This is a genomic window from Herbidospora sp. RD11066, assembly GCF_054661255.1.
This window is the reverse complement of the sequence record NZ_BAAGDO010000002.1, coordinates 695,261-713,677: the sequence shown is the minus strand read 5'-3', so window position 1 is coordinate 713,677 and position 18,417 is coordinate 695,261. Positions and strand designations below refer to the sequence as shown.

At 73.3% G+C, this 18,417-nt stretch carries 1 protein-coding gene; it reads left to right on the top strand.

Features of this window, described 5'->3' with window-relative positions:
* The first annotated feature begins 27 nt into the window (after positions 1 to 27).
* On the top strand, positions 28 to 18,402 hold the full coding sequence (locus ACYQ78_RS09260; protein WP_459800325.1) for a type I polyketide synthase: 18,375 nt from the start codon (positions 28 to 30) through the stop codon (positions 18,400 to 18,402).
* Positions 18,403 to 18,417: the final 15 nt, after the last annotated feature.

Here is an 18,417-nt window from a genome sequence, read left to right as displayed (position 1 = left end):
CCCGCTCATTCGCTTCCGGGAGTCGTCATGGACAGCCAGGAAAAACTTTTCGACTACCTCAAGAAGGCGTCGGCCGAGCTGCAGGAGACCCGCAAGCGGCTGCGCCGGATGGAGGAGGCCGAACAGGAGCCCATCGCGATCGTGAGCGTGGGCTGCCGGTATCCGGGCGGCATCGACGATCCGCGCACCTTCTGGGACCTGGTGGCCTCCGGCACGGACGCGATCGCCGGGTTCCCGGCCGACCGCGGCTGGGAGGCGCTGCGCCGCGCCGCCGGTGACGGTGTGGACACCTCTTTCGCGCACCAGGGCGGTTTCGTCCACGACGCGGCGGAGTTCGACGCCGGGTTCTTCGGGATCAGCCCGCGTGAGGCGCTGGCGATGGACCCGCAGCAGCGGATGATGCTGGAGATCGCGTGGGAGTCGCTGGAGCGGGCGCGGATCGAGCCGAGGTCGCTGAAGGGCTCCTCGACCGGTGTGTTCGTCGGCGCCAGCTTCGCCGGTTACGGCGAGGGCCTCGTCGAGGCCGATTCCGGCTCCGAGGGCTACCTGCTGACCGGCAGTCAGACCGCCATGATCTCTGGACGAGTTGCGTACACCCTCGGGCTGGAGGGTCCGGCGCTCACGGTCGACACGGCGTGTTCGTCGTCGCTGGTCGCGCTGCACCTGGCCGCGCAGGCGCTGCGTTCGGGTGACTGCTCGCTGGCGCTGGCCGGCGGGGTCGTGGTCATGATCACTCCGGCGGCGTTCGCGGAGTTCTCCAAGCAGTCGGGCATGGCCGCCGACGGCCGCAGCAAGGCCTACGCGGGCGCCGCCGACGGCATGGGCTGGGGCGAGGGCGCCGGCGTGCTCGTCCTGGAACGACTCTCGGACGCCCGCCGCAACGGCCACCCGGTGCTCGCCCTGATCGCCGGAACCGCCGTGAACCAGGACGGCGCCTCGAACGGCCTGACCGCCCCGAACGGCCCCTCCCAGCAGCGCGTGATCCGCGAGGCCCTGGCCAACGCCCGGATCCGGCCCGACCAGGTGGACGTCGTCGAGGGACACGGCACCGGCACGATCCTGGGCGACCCGATCGAGGCGCAGGCTTTGCTGGCGACGTACGGGCAGGATCGCGACCGGCCCCTGTGGCTCGGCTCGGTGAAGTCGAACATCGGGCACACGCAGGCGGCGGGCGGCGTGGCCGGGGTCATCAAGATGGTGCTGGCGCTCCAGAACGACCTGATGCCGCCCACCCTCCACGTCGACGAGCCCACGCCGGAGGTCGACTGGTCGGCCGGCGATGTCAGGCTGCTGACCGAGGCGGTGCCCTGGCCCGCGAGCGAGCAGCCCCGTCGCGCCGGTGTGTCGGCTTTCGGGGCGAGCGGTACGAACGTGCACGTCATCGTCCAGGAAGCCCCTCCGGCGGAGGACGCCCCCGCAGCTCCGGTGGCGGATCCCGTGCTGTCCGACGGCACGGCCTGGCTGGTGTCGGCCCGGACCGCCGACGGCCTGCGGGCCCAGGCCGCGCGGCTGGCCGACTTCACCCGCGCGGAGGCCCCTGACCTGACCGACGTCGCGTGGTCGCTCGCGACGACCCGCTCGGTGTTCGAGCACCGCGCGGTGGTCCGGGGCGACAACCGGGACGAACTGCTGGCGGGCCTGACCGCGCTGGCCGCTGGCGAACCCGCCCCCGGTGTGGTCAGTGGTTCCGTCCCCGCCGGTCGGGGCCGTGACCGGGTGGTTTTCGTGTTCCCCGGCCAGGGGTCGCAGTGGGCCGGGATGGGCCGCGAGCTGGCCTTGAAAAGTCCGGTGTTCGCCGCGCGGATGGCCGAGTGCGCGAAGGCTTTAAAGCCTTACACCGACTGGTCGCTGGACGACGACCTGGATCTCGACCGGGTCGATGTGGTGCAGCCCGCGCTGTGGGCGGTCATGGTCTCCCTGGCGGCGGTGTGGCAGGCGGCGGGCGTGGAGCCCAATGCGGTGGTCGGCCATTCCCAAGGAGAGATCGCTGCGGCGGTGGTGGCCGGGATCCTGTCGCTGGAGGATGCCGCCAAGGTGGTGGCTCTGCGGAGCCGGGCACTGGTCGCGCTGTCGGGCAAGGGTGGGATGCTCTCGATCGCCGAGCCGGTCGCCGCAGTTCGGAGCCGGATCGAGGCCTGGGCCGATCGAACGCCGGCTGCCGAGCCGGATTCCAAGAAGCGGGGCCGTGAGAAGGTGGCTGCCGAATCCGCAGGTCGCGACGGGTCGTCACGTGATCGGGTGTCGATCGCGGCGGTCAACGGGCCTGCCGCGACGGTGGTCTCCGGTGATCCGGAGGCGCTGGCCGCGCTGCTGGCGGAATGTGAACGCGACGGTGTCAGGGCGCGCATTCTGCCCGTCGACTACGCCTCCCACGGCCCCCAGGTCGAGGAGTTGCGCGAGGAGATCCTCACGCTCCTGGAGGGCGTCACCCCCCAGCCGGGGCGGATCCCGATGGTGTCGGCGATGACCGGTGAGACGCTGACCGGTCCAGAGCTCGGGGCCGAGTACTGGTACGCCAGCCTCCGGGCCCCCGTCGAATTCCACCGCGCCGTCGAGACGCTGGGCCAGGCCGGATACGGGGTCTTCGTCGAGACCTCCGCCCACCCGGTCCTCACCGCCTCGGTCATGGACACGCTCGACGACTCGGCGGTCGTCACCGGAACCCTGCGCCGCGACGACGGCGGCTCCGCCCGCATGCTGACCTCCCTCGCCGAGGCCCACGTCAGGGGTGTCGGTGTCGGCTGGTCGTCGGTGCTGCCCGCCGGTGAGCGGGTCGAACTTCCCACGTACGCGTTCCAGCGGCAGCACTTCTGGCCCGAGCCCGTCCAGGTTCCCGAGCGTTCTGTGGACGACTGGCGTTACCGCGTCTCCTGGGTGCCGGTGGCCGATCCGGGCCCGGCGACCCTCGACGGCACCTGGCTCGTCGTGGCCCCGCCCGGCATGGACGGGGAGCTGCGCGCCGCCTGTGTTGAGGCCCTGACCGGGCGCGGCGCCGACGTGGTGCTCGCCGAAGGGCTCACCGAACTGGCCGCACTGGTCGACGGCGGGTCCGCCCTGCGCGGAGTCGTGTCGCTGCTCGCGTTCGACGAGACGCCGCTGCCCGGCCGGCCGCACGTGAACAGTGGCCTGGCCGGGACGCTCGACCTGGTCAAGGCCGGGATCGCCGCGCCGCTGTGGATTCTGACGTCGGGTGCGGTCGGCACCGCCCCCGGCGAGGCGCCGACGCGTCCGGCGCAGGCGCAGGTCTGGGGTCTGGGCCGGGTCGCGGGCCTGGAGCACCCCGACCGCTGGGGCGGACTGATCGACCTGCCGCCCGTGCTCGACTCCCGGGCCGCCAAGCGTCTGGGCGCCGTGCTCGCCGGGTGTGGTGAGGATCAGGTGGCCATCCGCCCGGCGGGGATCGTCGCCCGGAGGCTGGTCAGGACCGGGCCGTCCCGGGGCGAGCGCACCTGGAGGCCGCGCGGCACCGTGCTGGTCACGGGGGCGAGCGGGGAGATCGGCCCCGATCTCGCCCGCTGGCTCTCGGAGGCCGGAGCCCCGCACCTGACGCTGGTCAGCCGACGCGGGCCGATGGTTCCTGGCGCGGCCGCCGTGGCCGCCGAGCTGGCCGGTGCCGGTACCGCCGTCAGCCTGGCGACCTGCGACGTCACCGAGCGCGACGCCGTCGCGGGCCTGCTGACCTGGATCGACCGCACCGGCCCCGCGCTGTCGACGGTGATCCACGGCGCCCTGGGCGTGGAGCTGCTGACCCTCGCCGACACCGGTGTCGACCAGCTCGACCTCGCCCTGGGCGCCAAAGTCGTCGGCGCGACGCACCTCGACGAGCTCACCGCCGACCGGGACCTCGACGCCTTCGTACTGTTCTCATCGATCGCGGCGACCTGGGGCGTGAGCGAGCACGGCGCGTACGCCGCCGCCAACGCCCACCTCGACGCGCTGGCCGAGCACCGGCGCGCCCGCGGCCTCCCGGCGACCTCGGTGGCGTGGGGCGTGTGGGACACCGGCCAGGAGTCCGCCCAGCACGACCGCGCCCTCAGCGTGATCCCCGAGCGGCTGCGCCGTCAGGGCCTGCGGCTGCTGGACCCGAGCCGGGCGCTGTCGGTTCTCGGGCAGGTGCTCGCCGACGACGAGACCGCGCTCGCGGTCGTGGACGTCGACTGGCCGCGCTTCTCCGCGGTCTTCAACGCGGCCCGCTCATGGCCGCTGCTGGACGGCATTCCCGAGGCCCGGCAGTCCGAGCCCGGCCCTGCCGACACCGCCGTGGTGACGTCCGGCGAGGTCGCCGAACTGCTCGGCCGCCTGGTGGACGCGCCGCAGGCCCGCCGGGAACGCATCGTGACCGACCTGGTCCGCGGGCACGCCGCCGCCGTGCTCGGGCACGCCTCCCCTGACGCGGTCGAGGCGGGCCGGGCCTTCCGGGAGATGGGCTTCGACTCGCTGACGGCGGTGGAGCTGCGCGGGCGGCTCAACCAGGCGACCGGCCTGCAGCTGCCCTCGACGGTGGTGTTCGACTTCCCGTCGCCGGTGGTGCTGGCGCGGCGGATCGTGACGCAGCTGGTCGGCTCCGGTCCGATCGCTTCGGCGGCTTCGCGGGTCACCCCGGTGTCGGCCACCGACCCGATCGTGATCGTCGGCATGGGTTGCCGGTTCCCCGGTGGCGCCGACAGCCCCGAGGCGCTGTGGCGGTTGCTGTCGACCGGGGGAGACGCGATCTCCGGCTTCCCGGCCGATCGGAACTGGGACCTCGGGGGGTTGCTGACGTCGTCAACGAGTGAGGGCGGTTTCGTGGCCGGGGCGGCGGACTTCGATCCGGCGTTCTTCCGGATCAGCCCGCGCGAGGCGCTGGCGATGGACCCACAGCAGCGGCTGCTGCTGGAGACGTCGTGGGAGGCGCTGGAGAACGCGGGCTTGGACCCCGTCTCCCTGCACGGCTCGATGACCGGCGTGTTCGCGGGGGCGACGTCGTCCGGGTACGCGGGGCACGGCGGGTTCGACGAGGAGTCGGCCGGTCACCTCATCACGGGCAACGTGACCAGTGTGATCTCTGGCCGGATCTCGTACACGCTGGGTCTTGAAGGCCCGGCCGTCACCGTGGACACGGCCTGCTCGTCGGCACTGGTGTCGCTGCACCTGGCCGCGCAGGCGTTGCGCGCCGGTGAGTGCGATCTGGCGCTGGCCGGTGGCGTGACGGTGATCACGGATCCGGGCGAGTTCGTCGGGTTCTCCCAGCAGGGCGCGCTGGCCGCCGACGGCCGCTGCAAGGCGTTCTCGGCCGACGCCGACGGCATGGGGCTGGCCGAGGGCGCGGGCATGATCGTCCTGGAGCGACTGTCGGACGCCCGGCGCAACGGTCACACGGTGCTGGCCGTCGTCGCGGGCAGCGCGGTCAACCAGGACGGCGCCTCCAACGGCCTGTCGGCGCCGAACGGTCCTTCGCAGGAGCGGGTGATCCGCGCGGCCCTCACGAGTGCGGGCCTTCGGCCGAGCGACGTCGACGCGGTCGAGGGCCACGGCACGGGCACCCGGCTCGGTGACCCGATCGAGGCGCAGGCGCTGCTGGCGACGTACGGGCAGGACCGGGACCGGCCGCTGTGGCTGGGTTCGGTGAAGTCGAACATCGGGCACGCGCAGCAGGCGGCGGGTGTGGCCGGTGTGATCAAGATGGTGCTGGCGCTGCGGAACGACCTGCTCCCGGCGACGCTGCACGCGAACGTGCCGTCCCCGCACGTCGACTGGACGACCGGTGACGTGCGGCTGCTGACCGAGCCGGTCGGCTGGGCCACGAACGGCCATCCGCGCCGGGCCGGCGTCTCGGCCTTCGGCATCAGCGGCACCAACGCCCACATGATCCTCGAAGAGGCCCCCCTTCCGGCGGAGCCCGAACCTGTCGACCACACTCCGGTGCTGTCGGGCGGGACCGCCTGGCCGGTGTCCGCCCGGTCCCCCGAGGGACTGCGGGCCCAGGCCGCCCGGCTGACCGAGGCCGTCGCGGGCCTGGACCCGGTCGACGTCGGATGGTCCCTGGCGACGACCCGGTCGGCGTTCGAGCACCGGGCCGTGATCGTCGGCGCAGAACCTTTTAGCGGGTTGTCGGCCCTGGCGGCCGGTCGCCCGGTCGCCGACGTGGTGAGCGGTGTGGCCGAGACGGCCCAGCCGGTCGTGTTCGTGTTCCCCGGCCAGGGGTCGCAGTGGATCGGTATGGGCCGGGAGCTCGCCGCGTCGTCTCCGGTGTTCGCGGCGCGGATGGCCGAGTGCGATAAGGCTTTAAAGCCTTATCTCGACTGGTCGCTGGACGACGAGCTGGATCTCGACCGGGTGGACGTGGTGCAGCCCGCCCTGTGGGCGATCATGGTCTCCCTGGCCGCGGTCTGGCAGGCGGCGGGCGTGGAACCCGACGCGGTGGTCGGCCACTCCCAGGGCGAGATCGCCGCGGCCGTGGTGGCCGGAATCCTCTCTCTGGACGACGCCGCCAAGATCGTCGCGCTGCGAAGCCGGGCGCTGACCGCGTTGTCGGGCCGGGGCGGAATGCTCTCCATCGCCGAGCCGGTCGCCGCTGTACGAAGCCGAATCGAGGCGTGGGCCGACCGCCCGGGTCGGGCGAGAGGCACCGCCGCGTCGAGCAAAGCCGATACGGACCAGGTGAAGCGGCCCGCCGGGAAGCCCAGCACGGTGTCCTCGAGCGATGCCGTGTCATTGATCTCCGGCGGTCCGGAGGCGTCGGCCATATCGGTGGCTGATGCGGATCTCGCCAGGTGGTCCGCTATGTCGGTCGCCGCGGTGAACGGGCCTGCCTCGACCGTGGTCTCCGGTGATCCCGAGGCGCTGGCCGCCCTGCTGGCCGACTGCGAACGCGACGGTGTCCGGGCCCGCATGCTGCCCGTCGACTACGCCTCGCACGGCCCCCAGGTCGAGGAGCTACGCGAAGAGATCCTGAACCTGCTCGAAGGCGTCACGCCGCAGCCGGGCCGGATTCCGATGGTGTCGGCGATGTCGGGCGAGTTCCTCCAGGGTCCCGAGATGGACGGCGCCTACTGGTACGCGAGCCTCCGGGCGCCAGTGGAGTTCTCCCAGGCGATCGGCGTGCTGGGCGCGGCCGGTTACGGGACGTTCATCGAGACCTCCGCCCACCCGGTGCTGACCGCCGCCGTCATCGACACGCTCGACGAGTCGGCCGTGGTCACCGGAACCCTGCGGCGCGACGACGGCGGACCGGCACGCCTGCTGACGTCGCTGGCCGAGGCGCACGTGCGCGGGGTCGGTGTCGACTGGGCGGCGGTCCTGCCCGCAGGCGACAGGGTCGGCCTGCCGACCTACGCGTTCCAGCGGCAGCGCTACTGGCCCAAGACGGCCGCCGGCGTGCTCGAATCCCGTACCGCGGACTGGCGTTACAAGATCATCTGGACGCCGCTCGCACCGCTCGCCCCCGCGACGCTCACGGGCACCTGGCTGGTCGTGTCCCCGGCCGGAGGCGCCGATGAGATCCGCCACGCGTTGAGCGGCCACGGCGCCGACGTCCTGCTGATCGAGGGTGAGCCCGACCGGGAGACGCTCAGGGAACTGCTGCCGGACTCCCCGCTCGCGGGTGTCGTGTCCCTCCTGCCCCTGGCTCCGGCCGTGGCCCTCGTCCAGGCGCTCGGTGACGCCGGGATCGGCGCGCCGCTCTGGATGGTGACGTCGGGCGCGGTGGCCGACGGCGACGTCCCGGCCGATGGGGAGCAGGCGCGGACGTGGGCCTTCGGCCGCGTCGCCGCGCTGGAGCACCCCGACCGCTGGGGCGGTCTGATCGACCTGCCGCTCGTCTGGGACGACCACACGGCGGGCCGGTTGGCCGCCGTCCTCGCCGGGTGCGGTGAGGACCAGGTCGCGATCCGTTCCCACGCCGTTCTGGGCCGCCGCATGGTGCGCGCTCCGCGCCCCGTTCTCGGTGGACGACGCTGGAAGCCGGGCGGCAGCGTCCTGGTGACCGGCGGCACCGGTGGCGTCGGCGGGCACGTGGCCCGCTGGCTGGCAGAGCGGGACGCGCCCCGGGTGGTGCTGACCAGTCGTTCCGGACCTCGCGCCGCGAACGTCTCGGCGCTGGCCGCCGAACTCGCCGCCGCAGGCACCGATGTGGCCGTGCTCGCCGGGGACGTCGGTGATCGTGACCAGACGGCCGGGATGCTGACCTGGATCGACACCCACGGACCCGCGCTGAGCTCGGTCATGCACGCCGCCGGGGCTGGTGTGGGCGGGCCCATCCATGACATGACCCCGGACGAACTGGCCGAGGTGCTGCGGGCCAAGGCCGACGGAGCCGCCCACCTCGACGAGCTGACCGCCGATCGGGAGCTGGACGCGTTCGTCGGGTTCTCCTCCGGCGCGGCCACGTGGGGCAGCGCCCGGCTGGCCGGTTACGCGGCGGCGAACGCGGCATTGGACGCTCTCGCCGAGGACCGCAGAGCCCGTGGCTTGGCCGGAACCTCGGTCGCCTGGGGTCTGTGGGGCGGCGGCGGCATGGGTGAGGGGCTCGCCGGAGAGGTGCTGCAGCGGCTCGGCGTGCGGGAGATGGACGCGGGCCTGGCCATCGGCGTGCTCGCCGGGATTCTGGACGCCGACGAGGACCTGGTCGTCGTCTCGGACATCGACTGGGAGAAATTCGCCCCCATCTTCACCGTGCAGCGGCCCAGCCCGCTGCTGGCCGACCTGCCCGACGCCCAGCGGGCGCTCGCCGACGTGCGGCCCGTCGTGGCGGAGAAGGTCGCGGGGACCGAACTGGGCCGCAGGCTGACCGGCCTCGACCAGGCCGAACAGGAGCGGATCCTCACCGATCTGGTCAGGGCGGAGGCCGCCGCCGTGCTCGGGCACGTGTCGGCCGACGCGGTGCCGCCCGGACGGGCGTTCAAGGACCTCGGGTTCGACTCGCTCACCGCCGTCGACCTGCGCACCCGCCTCAACGCCGCGACCGGCCTCAAGCTCCCGGCCACGCTCGTCTTCGACCACCCGACCCCCGTGGCGGTCGTCGCGTTCCTCCGGGCCGAACTGCTGGGCATCCTCGACTCCGGGGCGCCGATCGCGGACCGTACGGCCGCCGACTTCGGCGAGCCGATCGCCATCATCGGGATGGGCTGCCGGTTCCCCGGCGGGGTCAGGGAACCCGAGGACCTCTGGGACGTGGTGGCCAACGGGATCGACACGATCTCCGGCTTCCCCACGGACCGGGGCTGGGACCCCGACGGCCTCTACGCCGGGATGGACGACGGCGTCTCCTCCACGACCGTCGTCGGCGGTTTCATCTACGACGCGGGCGACTTCGACCCCGGGTTCTTCGGGATCAGCCCGCGTGAGGCGATCACGATGGACCCGCAGCAGCGGCTCCTGCTGGAGACGGCCTGGGAGGCCGTCGAGCGGGCCGGGATCGACCCGGCGTCGCTGAAGGGTTCGGCGACCGGCGTCTTCGCCGGCGCGGGTTTCGGTGGGTACGGGTATGGGCTGGCACCTGAGGAGGGTTCCGAGGGCTACACGCTCATCGGGGGTCTGACCTCGGTGATCTCGGGGCGGATCTCGTACACGCTCGGGCTTGAAGGCCCGGCCGTCACGGTGGACACGGCCTGCTCCTCCGCCCTGGTGGCGCTGCACCTGGCGTGTCAGGCGCTGCGGTCGCGCGAGTGCTCGATGGCGCTGGCCGGAGGCGTGGCGGTCATGGCCACGCCGTCGGCGTTCTCGGAGTTCTCCAAGCAGCAGGGTCTCGCCTTCGACGGCCGGTGCAAGGCCTTCTCGGCCGACGCCGACGGCATCGGGTGGGGCGAGGGCGCGGGCATGATCGTCCTGGAACGCCTCTCGGACGCCCGCCGCAACGGGCACACCGTGCTCGCCGTCGTCGCGGGCAGCGCGATGAACCAGGACGGCGCGTCCAACGGCATCACCGCCCCGAACGGCCCCTCCCAGCAGAAGGTCATCAGGACCGCGCTGGCCAACGCCGGGCTGCGGGCCGACGAGGTCGACGTCGTGGAGGCCCACGGCACCGGCACGGTGCTCGGCGACCCGATCGAGGCGCAGGCGTTGCTGGCGACCTATGGGCGCGACCGGCCGGAGAACCGGCCGCTGTGGCTGGGGTCGGTGAAGTCGAACATCGGCCACACGCAGACGGCGGCCGGTATCGCCGGGATCATCAAGATGGTCCTCTCCCTGCAGCACCAGGAGCTGCCGCGCACCCTGCACGCCGAGGAGCCCAGCCCGCACGTCGACTGGACCGCCGGTGACGTGCGTCTGCTCACCGATGCGGTCGCCTGGCCCGCGAACGGGCGGCCTCGTCGCGGCGGCGTGTCGGCCTTCGGCGTGAGCGGCACCAACGTGCACACCATCATCGAAGAGGCCCCGCCGGTCGCCGACGACGCTCCTGAAGACCAGCCGGAAGCCGCGCCCCCGGTGCTGACCGGCTCGGTGCCGGTGTGGCTGCTGTCGGCCCGCAGCGCGAGCGGGCTGGCCGCGCAGGCGGGCCGGTTGGGCGAGTTCACGCTGGCTCGTCCCGGACTGGACGCCGCCGATGTCGCCTGGTCGCTGATCTCGAGCCGGTCAGCCTTCGAGCACCGGGCGGCCGTGGTCGGTGCGGACCGGGCCGAACTGCTGGCGGGGCTGTCCGCCGTGTCGGCCGGTCAGCCGGGTTCCGGTGTCGTGACCGGTGCGGTTCCGGCCGGTGGCGGCGGAGGTCGGGTGGTGTTCGTCTTCCCCGGCCAGGGCTCGCAGTGGGTCGGCATGGGCCGGGAGCTTGCCCAAAGCAGCCCGGTGTTCGCGGCCCGGATGGCCGAGTGTGGAAACGCTCTCAAGCCCTACATCGACTGGTCTCTAAACGACGACGACCTGGACCTCGACCGGGTCGACGTGGTGCAACCGCTGCTGTGGGCGGTCATGGTCTCGCTGGCCGCCGTGTGGCAGGCGGCCGGTGTGCGGCCGGACGCGGTAGTCGGCCATTCCCAGGGCGAGATCGCAGCGGCCGTCGTGGCCGGGATCCTCTCGCTGGAGGACGCTGCCAAGGTGGTGGCCCTGCGCAGCCGGGCGCTGATCGCGCTGTCTGGACGGGGCGGCATGCTCTCGATCGCCGAGCCCGTCGCGGCGGTGCGCACCCGGGTGGAGACATGGGCCAAACCAGCCGCTTTCGACCCGTGGACCCGGGTGGCGATCGCGGCGGCCAACGGGCCCAATGCCACGGTCGTCTCGGGTGAGCCTGAGGCGCTGGCCGCGCTGCTGGCCGACTGTGAACGCGACGGTGTTCGGGCGCGGATGCTGCCCGTCGACTACGCCTCGCACGGCCCCCAGGTCGAGGAGTTGCGCGAGGAGATCCTGAAGCTGCTCGAAGGCGTCGCGCCGCAGCAGGGCCGGATCCCGATGGTGTCGGCGATGTCCGGTGAGTTCCTGCGGGGCCCGGAGCTGGACGCGGGCTACTGGTACGCGAGCCTGCGCGCCCCCGTGGAGTTCTCCCGCGCGGTCGAGGTGCTGGGCCGCTCCGGCTATGGCGTGTTCGTCGAGAGCTCCGCGCACCCCGTCCTCACCAATGCGATCGGCGACACTCTCGAAAGCCTCGCCGAGGAGAACGGCTTCCTGCCGGCCCCGGTCGTGACCGGCACTCTGAGGCGCGACGACGGCGGCCCGGCCAGGCTGCTGGCCTCACTGGCCGAGGCGCACGTGCGCGGTGTCCACGTCGACTGGACCACCGTCGTGCCCAGGGCCGAAGTCGTCGAACTGCCGACCTACGCGTTCCAGCGCCAGCGCTACTGGCCCAAGCCGCTCCCCGCGACCCCCGTCTCCGCCGACGGCGACCCCACGGCCGTCGAGTCCCGGTTCTGGAGCGCGGTCGAGTCGGGTGACCTCGACGGACTGTCCCAGACGCTCGCCGTCGACGGGCGGCACCTCGGCGAGGTGCTCCCCGCCCTGGCCTCCTGGCGGCGGCGCGAACGCGACGAGTCGCTGACCGCCGACTGGCGCTACCGCGTCTCCTGGCTCCCGGTGCGCGACCCCGGCCCGGCCGTGCTGTCCGGCACCTGGCTGGTCGTCGCCCCCGCCGGTCTCGACGACGACCTCACCGAGGCCTGCCGCCGCACCCTGACCGATCGGGGGGCCGATGTCGTCGTCGCCGAGGTCCCCGCGACCGGTCTCGACCGGCACACGCTCGCTCACCTGATCGGCGAAGGCCCGGCGCCCGCCGGTGTCCTGTCCCTTCTCGGCATCGACGAGAGGCCGCTGGCCGACCGGCCCGTGGTCCCGGCGGGGGTGGCGGGCACGTTGGCGCTCGTCCAGGCCCTCGGTGACGTCGGCGTGACCGCGCCGCTGTGGGTGGTCACGCGCGGAGCCGTCACCGCCGGAGCCGATGAGGTCAACCCGATCCAGGCGCAGGTCTGGGGCCTCGGGCGTACCGCCGGGGTGGAGCATCCCGGCCGCTGGGGCGGCCTCGTCGACCTTCCTCAGGTCGTGGACGATCGCTCGACGGCCCGCCTCGCCGCGGTCCTGGCCGGTGGGGGAGAGGACCAGGTCGCCATCAGGGCCGGCGGTGTGTTCGCGCGCCGTCTGGTCCGCGCCAACCCGCGCCCGGCCGACTCCACCGCGTGGGCTCCTCGCGGCACCGTCCTGCTGACCGGGGCGAGTGGGGTGATCGGGCCCGACCTGGCCGCCTGGCTGACCCGGGCCGGGGTGCCGCACGCCGTTCTGACCAGCCGCCGGGGACCGGGCACGCCCGGCGCCGCCGCGCTCGCCGCGCAGCTCGCCGAGGCCGGTTCGCCGGTCACGATGGTGGCCTGTGACGTCACCGACCGCGCAGCGCTGGCCGGGCTGCTGGCCTGGATCCCGTCTGTCGCCCCGCCGCTGTCCACGGTGATGCACGCGGCGGTCGCGGTCGAACTGATGAGCCTCGACCACACCGGTGTCGACGACCTCGCGCTCGCGCTGGGCGCCAAGGTCGGCGGCGCCACCAACCTCGACGAACTGACCGCCGATCTCGACCTCGACGATTTCGTGCTGTTCTCGTCCATCACCGCGACCTGGGGCGTCGGCGAGCACGGCACCTATGCCGCCGCCAACGCCCACCTCGACGCCCTCGCCGAGAACCGACGCGCCCGCGGCCTCCCGGCGACCTCGGTGGCGTGGGGCGTCTGGAGCTCCGGCGGCCGTTTCGACGACTCCGGCGAAGGGCCCGACCGGCCGCTGAGCCTTATCCCCGAGCGCATCCGCCGCCAAGGGCTGCGGCTGCTGGACCCGGAGCGGGCCCTGGCGGTGCTGGGCCAGGTGCTCGCCGACGACGAGACCGTACTGTCGGTCGCCGACGTCGACTGGCCGCGCTTCTCGGCCGTGTTCAACGCGGCCCGCTCGTGGCCGCTGCTGGACGAGATCCCCGAAGCCCGCCAGAGCGAGGAGGCGACGCCCGCGACCTCCGGCGACGGCGCGGCGCTGCTCGAACGGCTCGCCGGGGTGTCGCCCGCGCAGCGGGAACGCATCGTCACCGAGCTGGTCGGCGGGCACGCCGCCGCCGTGCTCGGCCACGGGTCGTCCGACGCGGTGGACGCGGCCCGCGCCTTCCGCGACATGGGATTCGACTCCCTGACCGCCGTCGACCTGCGCGGACGCCTGAACCAGGCGACCGGCCTGCGGCTGCCCTCCACGATCGTCTTCGACTACCCGTCGCCGGTGCTGCTGGCCCGGCAGATCGTCACCCAGCTCATGGGGACCCGCGCACAGGAGACGACGGCCTCGCGGGTCACCCCGGTGTCGGCCACCGATCCGATCGTGATCGTCGGCATGGGCTGCCGCTATCCCGGCGGGGTGGACGGCCCCGAGGCGATGTGGGACCTGCTGACGGCCGGTGAGGACGCCATCGGCGGCTTCCCGCTGGACCGGGGCTGGGAGATCCCCGATGGGGCGCTGGGGTCGTACACGAACGAAGGCGGTTTCGTCGCCGGGGCGGCGGACTTCGATCCGGCGTTCTTCCGGATCAGCCCGCGCGAGGCGCTGGCGATGGATCCGCAGCAGCGGCTGCTCCTGGAGACCTCGTGGGAGGCGCTGGAGCGGGCCGGGCTCGACCCGGTGTCGCTGCGCGGTTCGCTGACCGGTGTCTTCGCGGGCGCGGCGGCGTCGGGCTACGCCAGCCAGTCGGGCTTCGACGCGGAGTCGGCCGGCCATCTGATCACCGGCAACGTGACCAGCGTGATCTCGGGCCGGATCTCGTACACCCTCGGTCTTGAGGGCCCGGCGGTGACGGTCGACACGGCCTGCTCGTCGGCGCTGGTGTCGCTGCACCTGGCCGCGCAGGCGCTGCGCGCCGGTGAGTGCGACCTGGCGCTCGCGGGCGGCGTGATGGTGATCGCCGACCCCGCTGAGTTCATCGGCTTCTCGCAGCAGGGCGCGCTGGCCGCCGACGGCCGGTGCAAGGCCTTCTCGGCCGACGCCGACGGTATGGGCCTGGCCGAGGGCGCGGGCATGATCGTCCTGGAACGGCTCTCCGACGCCCACCGCAACGGCCACACGGTCCTGGCCGTCGTCGCGGGCAGCGCGATCAACCAGGACGGCGCCTCCAACGGCCTGTCGGCCCCGAACGGACCCGCTCAGCAGCGGGTGATCCGCGCCGCGCTGACCAGCGCCGGGCTCCGGCCGAGCGATGTGGACGCGGTCGAGGCCCACGGCACCGGCACGCGCCTGGGCGACCCGATCGAGGCACAGGCGGTCCTCGCGACCTACGGACAGGACCGGGACCGGCCGCTGTGGCTCGGCACGGTGAAGTCGAACATCGGGCACGCCCAGCAGGCGGCGGGCGTGGCCGGTGTGATCAAGATGGTACTGGCCCTCCAGAACGACCTCCTCCCGGCCACGCTGCACGCGGATGTTCCCTCGCCGCACGTCGACTGGACTGCGGGTGAGGTTCAGCTGCTGACCGAACCGGTGGCGTGGAAGGCCAACGGCCGGGTCCGCCGGGCGGGCGTGTCGGCGTTCGGGATCAGCGGTACGAACGCCCACGTCATCCTCGAAGAGGCACCCCTGCCTGCCGATGTCCAGGTGGAGACCCGGGTGCCGGTGGTGTCGGACGCGACCGCCTGGCCGGTGTCGGCGCATTCCCCGGCCGGTCTGAAGGCGCAGGCCTCCCGGCTGGCGGGTCACGTGTCCGCGCATCCGGAGCTGCGCCCGGCCGATGTCGGGTGGTCGCTGGCGACGACTCGGTCGGCGTTCGAGCACCGGGCTGTGGTCGTCGGCGCGGACCTCACCGACGGGCTCTCGGCCCTGACGACCGACCGACCGGCTGCGAACGTGGTCGGTGGCGTGGCCGACGCCTCCGGTCCGGTGGCGTTCGTCTTCCCTGGTCAGGGGTCGCAGTGGGCCGGGATGGGTCGGGAGCTTTCCCAGACCAGCCCGGTGTTCGCGGCCCGGATGGCCGAGTGTGCACAGGCTTTGAAGCCCTACACCGACTGGTCTTTGAACGACGACGACCTAGACCTCGATCGGGTCGATGTGGTGCAGCCCGCGTTGTGGGCGGTCATGGTCTCCCTGGCGGCGGTCTGGCAGGCCGCGGGCGTGGAGCCCGACGCGGTGGTCGGCCACTCGCAGGGCGAGATCGCAGCCGCCGTCGTCGCCGGAATCCTGTCCCTGGACGACGCCGCCAAGATCGTTGCCCTGCGCAGCCGCGCACTGACCGCACTGTCGGGCCGGGGCGGCATGCTCTCGATCGCCGAACCGGCCGCCGAGGTGCGAAGCCGGTTGGAGGCGCGGGCCACCGCGCCGGATTCCAAAAAGCGAGGCCGCAAGAAGCCGCCGGTCGCCCAGTCTGCCTCCAGCGGGAAGCTCGATGCCGCATCCTTGGCGGATTCCCACGGTTTGTCCGGGGTGTCGATCGCGGCGGTGAACGGGCCTGCCGCGACCGTGGTCTCCGGTGATCCGGAGGCGCTGGCCGCGCTGCTGGCCGACTGTGAACGTGACGGCGTCCGGGCGCGGATGCTGCCCGTCGACTACGCCTCGCACGGCCCCCAGGTCGAGGAACTACGCGAGGAGATCCTCAGGCTGCTGGAGGGCATCGTTCCGCAGCAGGGCCGGATCCCGATCGTGTCGGCGATGACCGGTGAGTTCCTGCAAGGCCCTGAGATGGACGCCGCCTACTGGTACGCCAGCCTGCGCGCCCCCGTGGAGTTCTCCCGCGCGGTCGAGAGGCTGGGCCAGGCAGGTTACGGGGTCTTCGTCGAGACCTCCGCCCACCCGGTGCTCACGGCCGCGGTCATGGACACGCTCGACGACTCGGCCGTGGTCACCGGAACCCTGCGCCGTGACGACGGCGGCTCGGAGCGGCTGCTGGCCTCGCTCGCCACGGTTCACGTCCGGGGCGTCGACGTCGACTGGGCCGCCGTGCTGCCCGCCGCTCAGCGAGTCGCCCTGCCGACCTACGCCTTCCAGCGGCAGCGCTATTGGCCCAAGACGGTCGCGACCACCCCGGTGGTCTCGGCGCGCGACTGGCGCTACCGGATCACCTGGGCTCCGGCCGCCGAACCCGCCCCGGCGGTCCTGTCCGGCACCTGGCTGATCGTCGCCCCCGCAGGCGAGGAGCTGACCGCCCGCGTCGAACAAGCCTTGGCCGACCACGGCGCCGACGTGCAGGTCACCGAGATCGCCCCCGGCGAGCCCGACCGCACCTCGCTGGCCGCACAGGTCGGGAAAGAACCTGCCCCGGCCGGGATCGTGTCGCTTCTGGCCCTGGACGAGTCGCCGCTGCCCGGGTCGCCCATCGTCCCCACCGGTCTCGCCGGGACGGCGGCGCTGGTCCAGGCCCTCGGCGACGCCGGGCTCACCGCCCCGCTGTGGACGCTGACCTCGGGCGCCGTCGCGGCCCTCGACGGTGAGGTGCCCGTCAGTCCCGTACCCGAGCAGACATGGGCCTTCGGCCGGGTCGCCGCGCTGGAACACCCCGACCGCTGGGGCGGTCTCGTCGACCTGCCCCCGGCCTGGGACGCCCGTACGGCCGAGCGGCTCGTCGCGGTGCTGGCCGGGTGTGGCGAGGACCAGGTCGCGGTCCGTTCCGGCGGGCTGCTGGGGCGGCGCCTGGTGCGCGCGGCCCGGCTGAACCGGCCGGCGCAGGAGTGGCGGCCCGGCGGCAGCGTGCTGGTGACCGGCGGCACCGGCGGGGTCGGCGGCCACGTCGCCCGCTGGCTGACCGAACGCGACGCGCCTCGGGTGGTGCTGTCGAGCCGGTCGGGTCCGGGCGCGGCCGGGGTCGCGGCGCTCGCCGCCGAACTGGCCGCGAAAACCGACGTGGCCGTACTCGCCGGTGACGTCGGCGACCGCGACCAGACGGCCGGGATGCTGACCTGGATCGACACCCACGGACCCGCGCTGAGCTCGGTCATGCACGCCGCCGGAGCCGGTCTGGCCGGTCCCCTCGACGGCGTGGTGACGGCCCACCTGGCCGAATCGCTGCAGGCCAAGGCCGGTGGCGCCGCCTACCTCGACGAGCTCACGACCGACCTGGACGCCTTCGTGGTGTTCTCCTCCGGCGCCGCCGCGTGGGGCAGCACCCAGCTGTCCGCGTACGCGGCCGCCAACGCCGCCCTCGACGCGCTGGTCGAGAACCGCAGGGCCCGCGGCCTGACCGGGACCTCGATCGCCTGGGGTCTGTGGGGCGGCGGCGGCATGGGCGGCGGGCTCGGCGGAGAGATGCTGCAACGCCTGGGCGTCCGGGAGATGGAGCCCCGGGCGGCCGTGAGCGCGCTGGCGGCGGCCATGGACGCGGGGGAGGCCCTGGTCGCGGTCTCGGACATCGACTGGGAGCGGTTCGCCCCCATCTTCACCGTCCAGCGGCCCAGCCCCCTGCTGGCCGACCTGCCCGAGGCCCGGCAGGCCATCGCCGGCGCCGAACCCACCGGCGACGACGCCGAGGCGGGGACGGCGCTGAGCCGGCGGCTGGACGGGCTCGCCCGCCCCGAGCAGGAGCGCGTGCTCACCGACCTGGTGCGGGCCGAGGCCGCGGCCGTCCTCGGCTACGGCTCGGCCGACGAGGTCCCGGCCGGACGGGCGTTCAAGGACCTCGGGTTCGACTCGCTCACCGCCGTCGACCTGCGCACCCGGCTGAACGCCGCCACCGGGCTCAAGCTCCCGGCCACGCTCGTCTTCGACTATCCGACTCCGGTGGTCCTGGCCGACTTCATCCGGTCGAAGGCCGTCAACGAACAGACCGACTACGCGATCGCCGTGGCGGAACTCAAGAAGCTGCAGGCCGTCCTCGCCGGGATCACCTGGAACCGCGAGGAACGCTTCGACCTCACCTCCCGGCTCGAGTCGATCGGCCAGGAACTGCGCGTCCAGCACGACGGCGACGAGCAGGTCGCCCATCAGGAGCTCGACTCGGCGACCGACGACGAGATGTTCGACTTCGTCGAGCAAGAGCTCCGCGCCGCCGACTTCGACTGATCACAAGACTCTTAG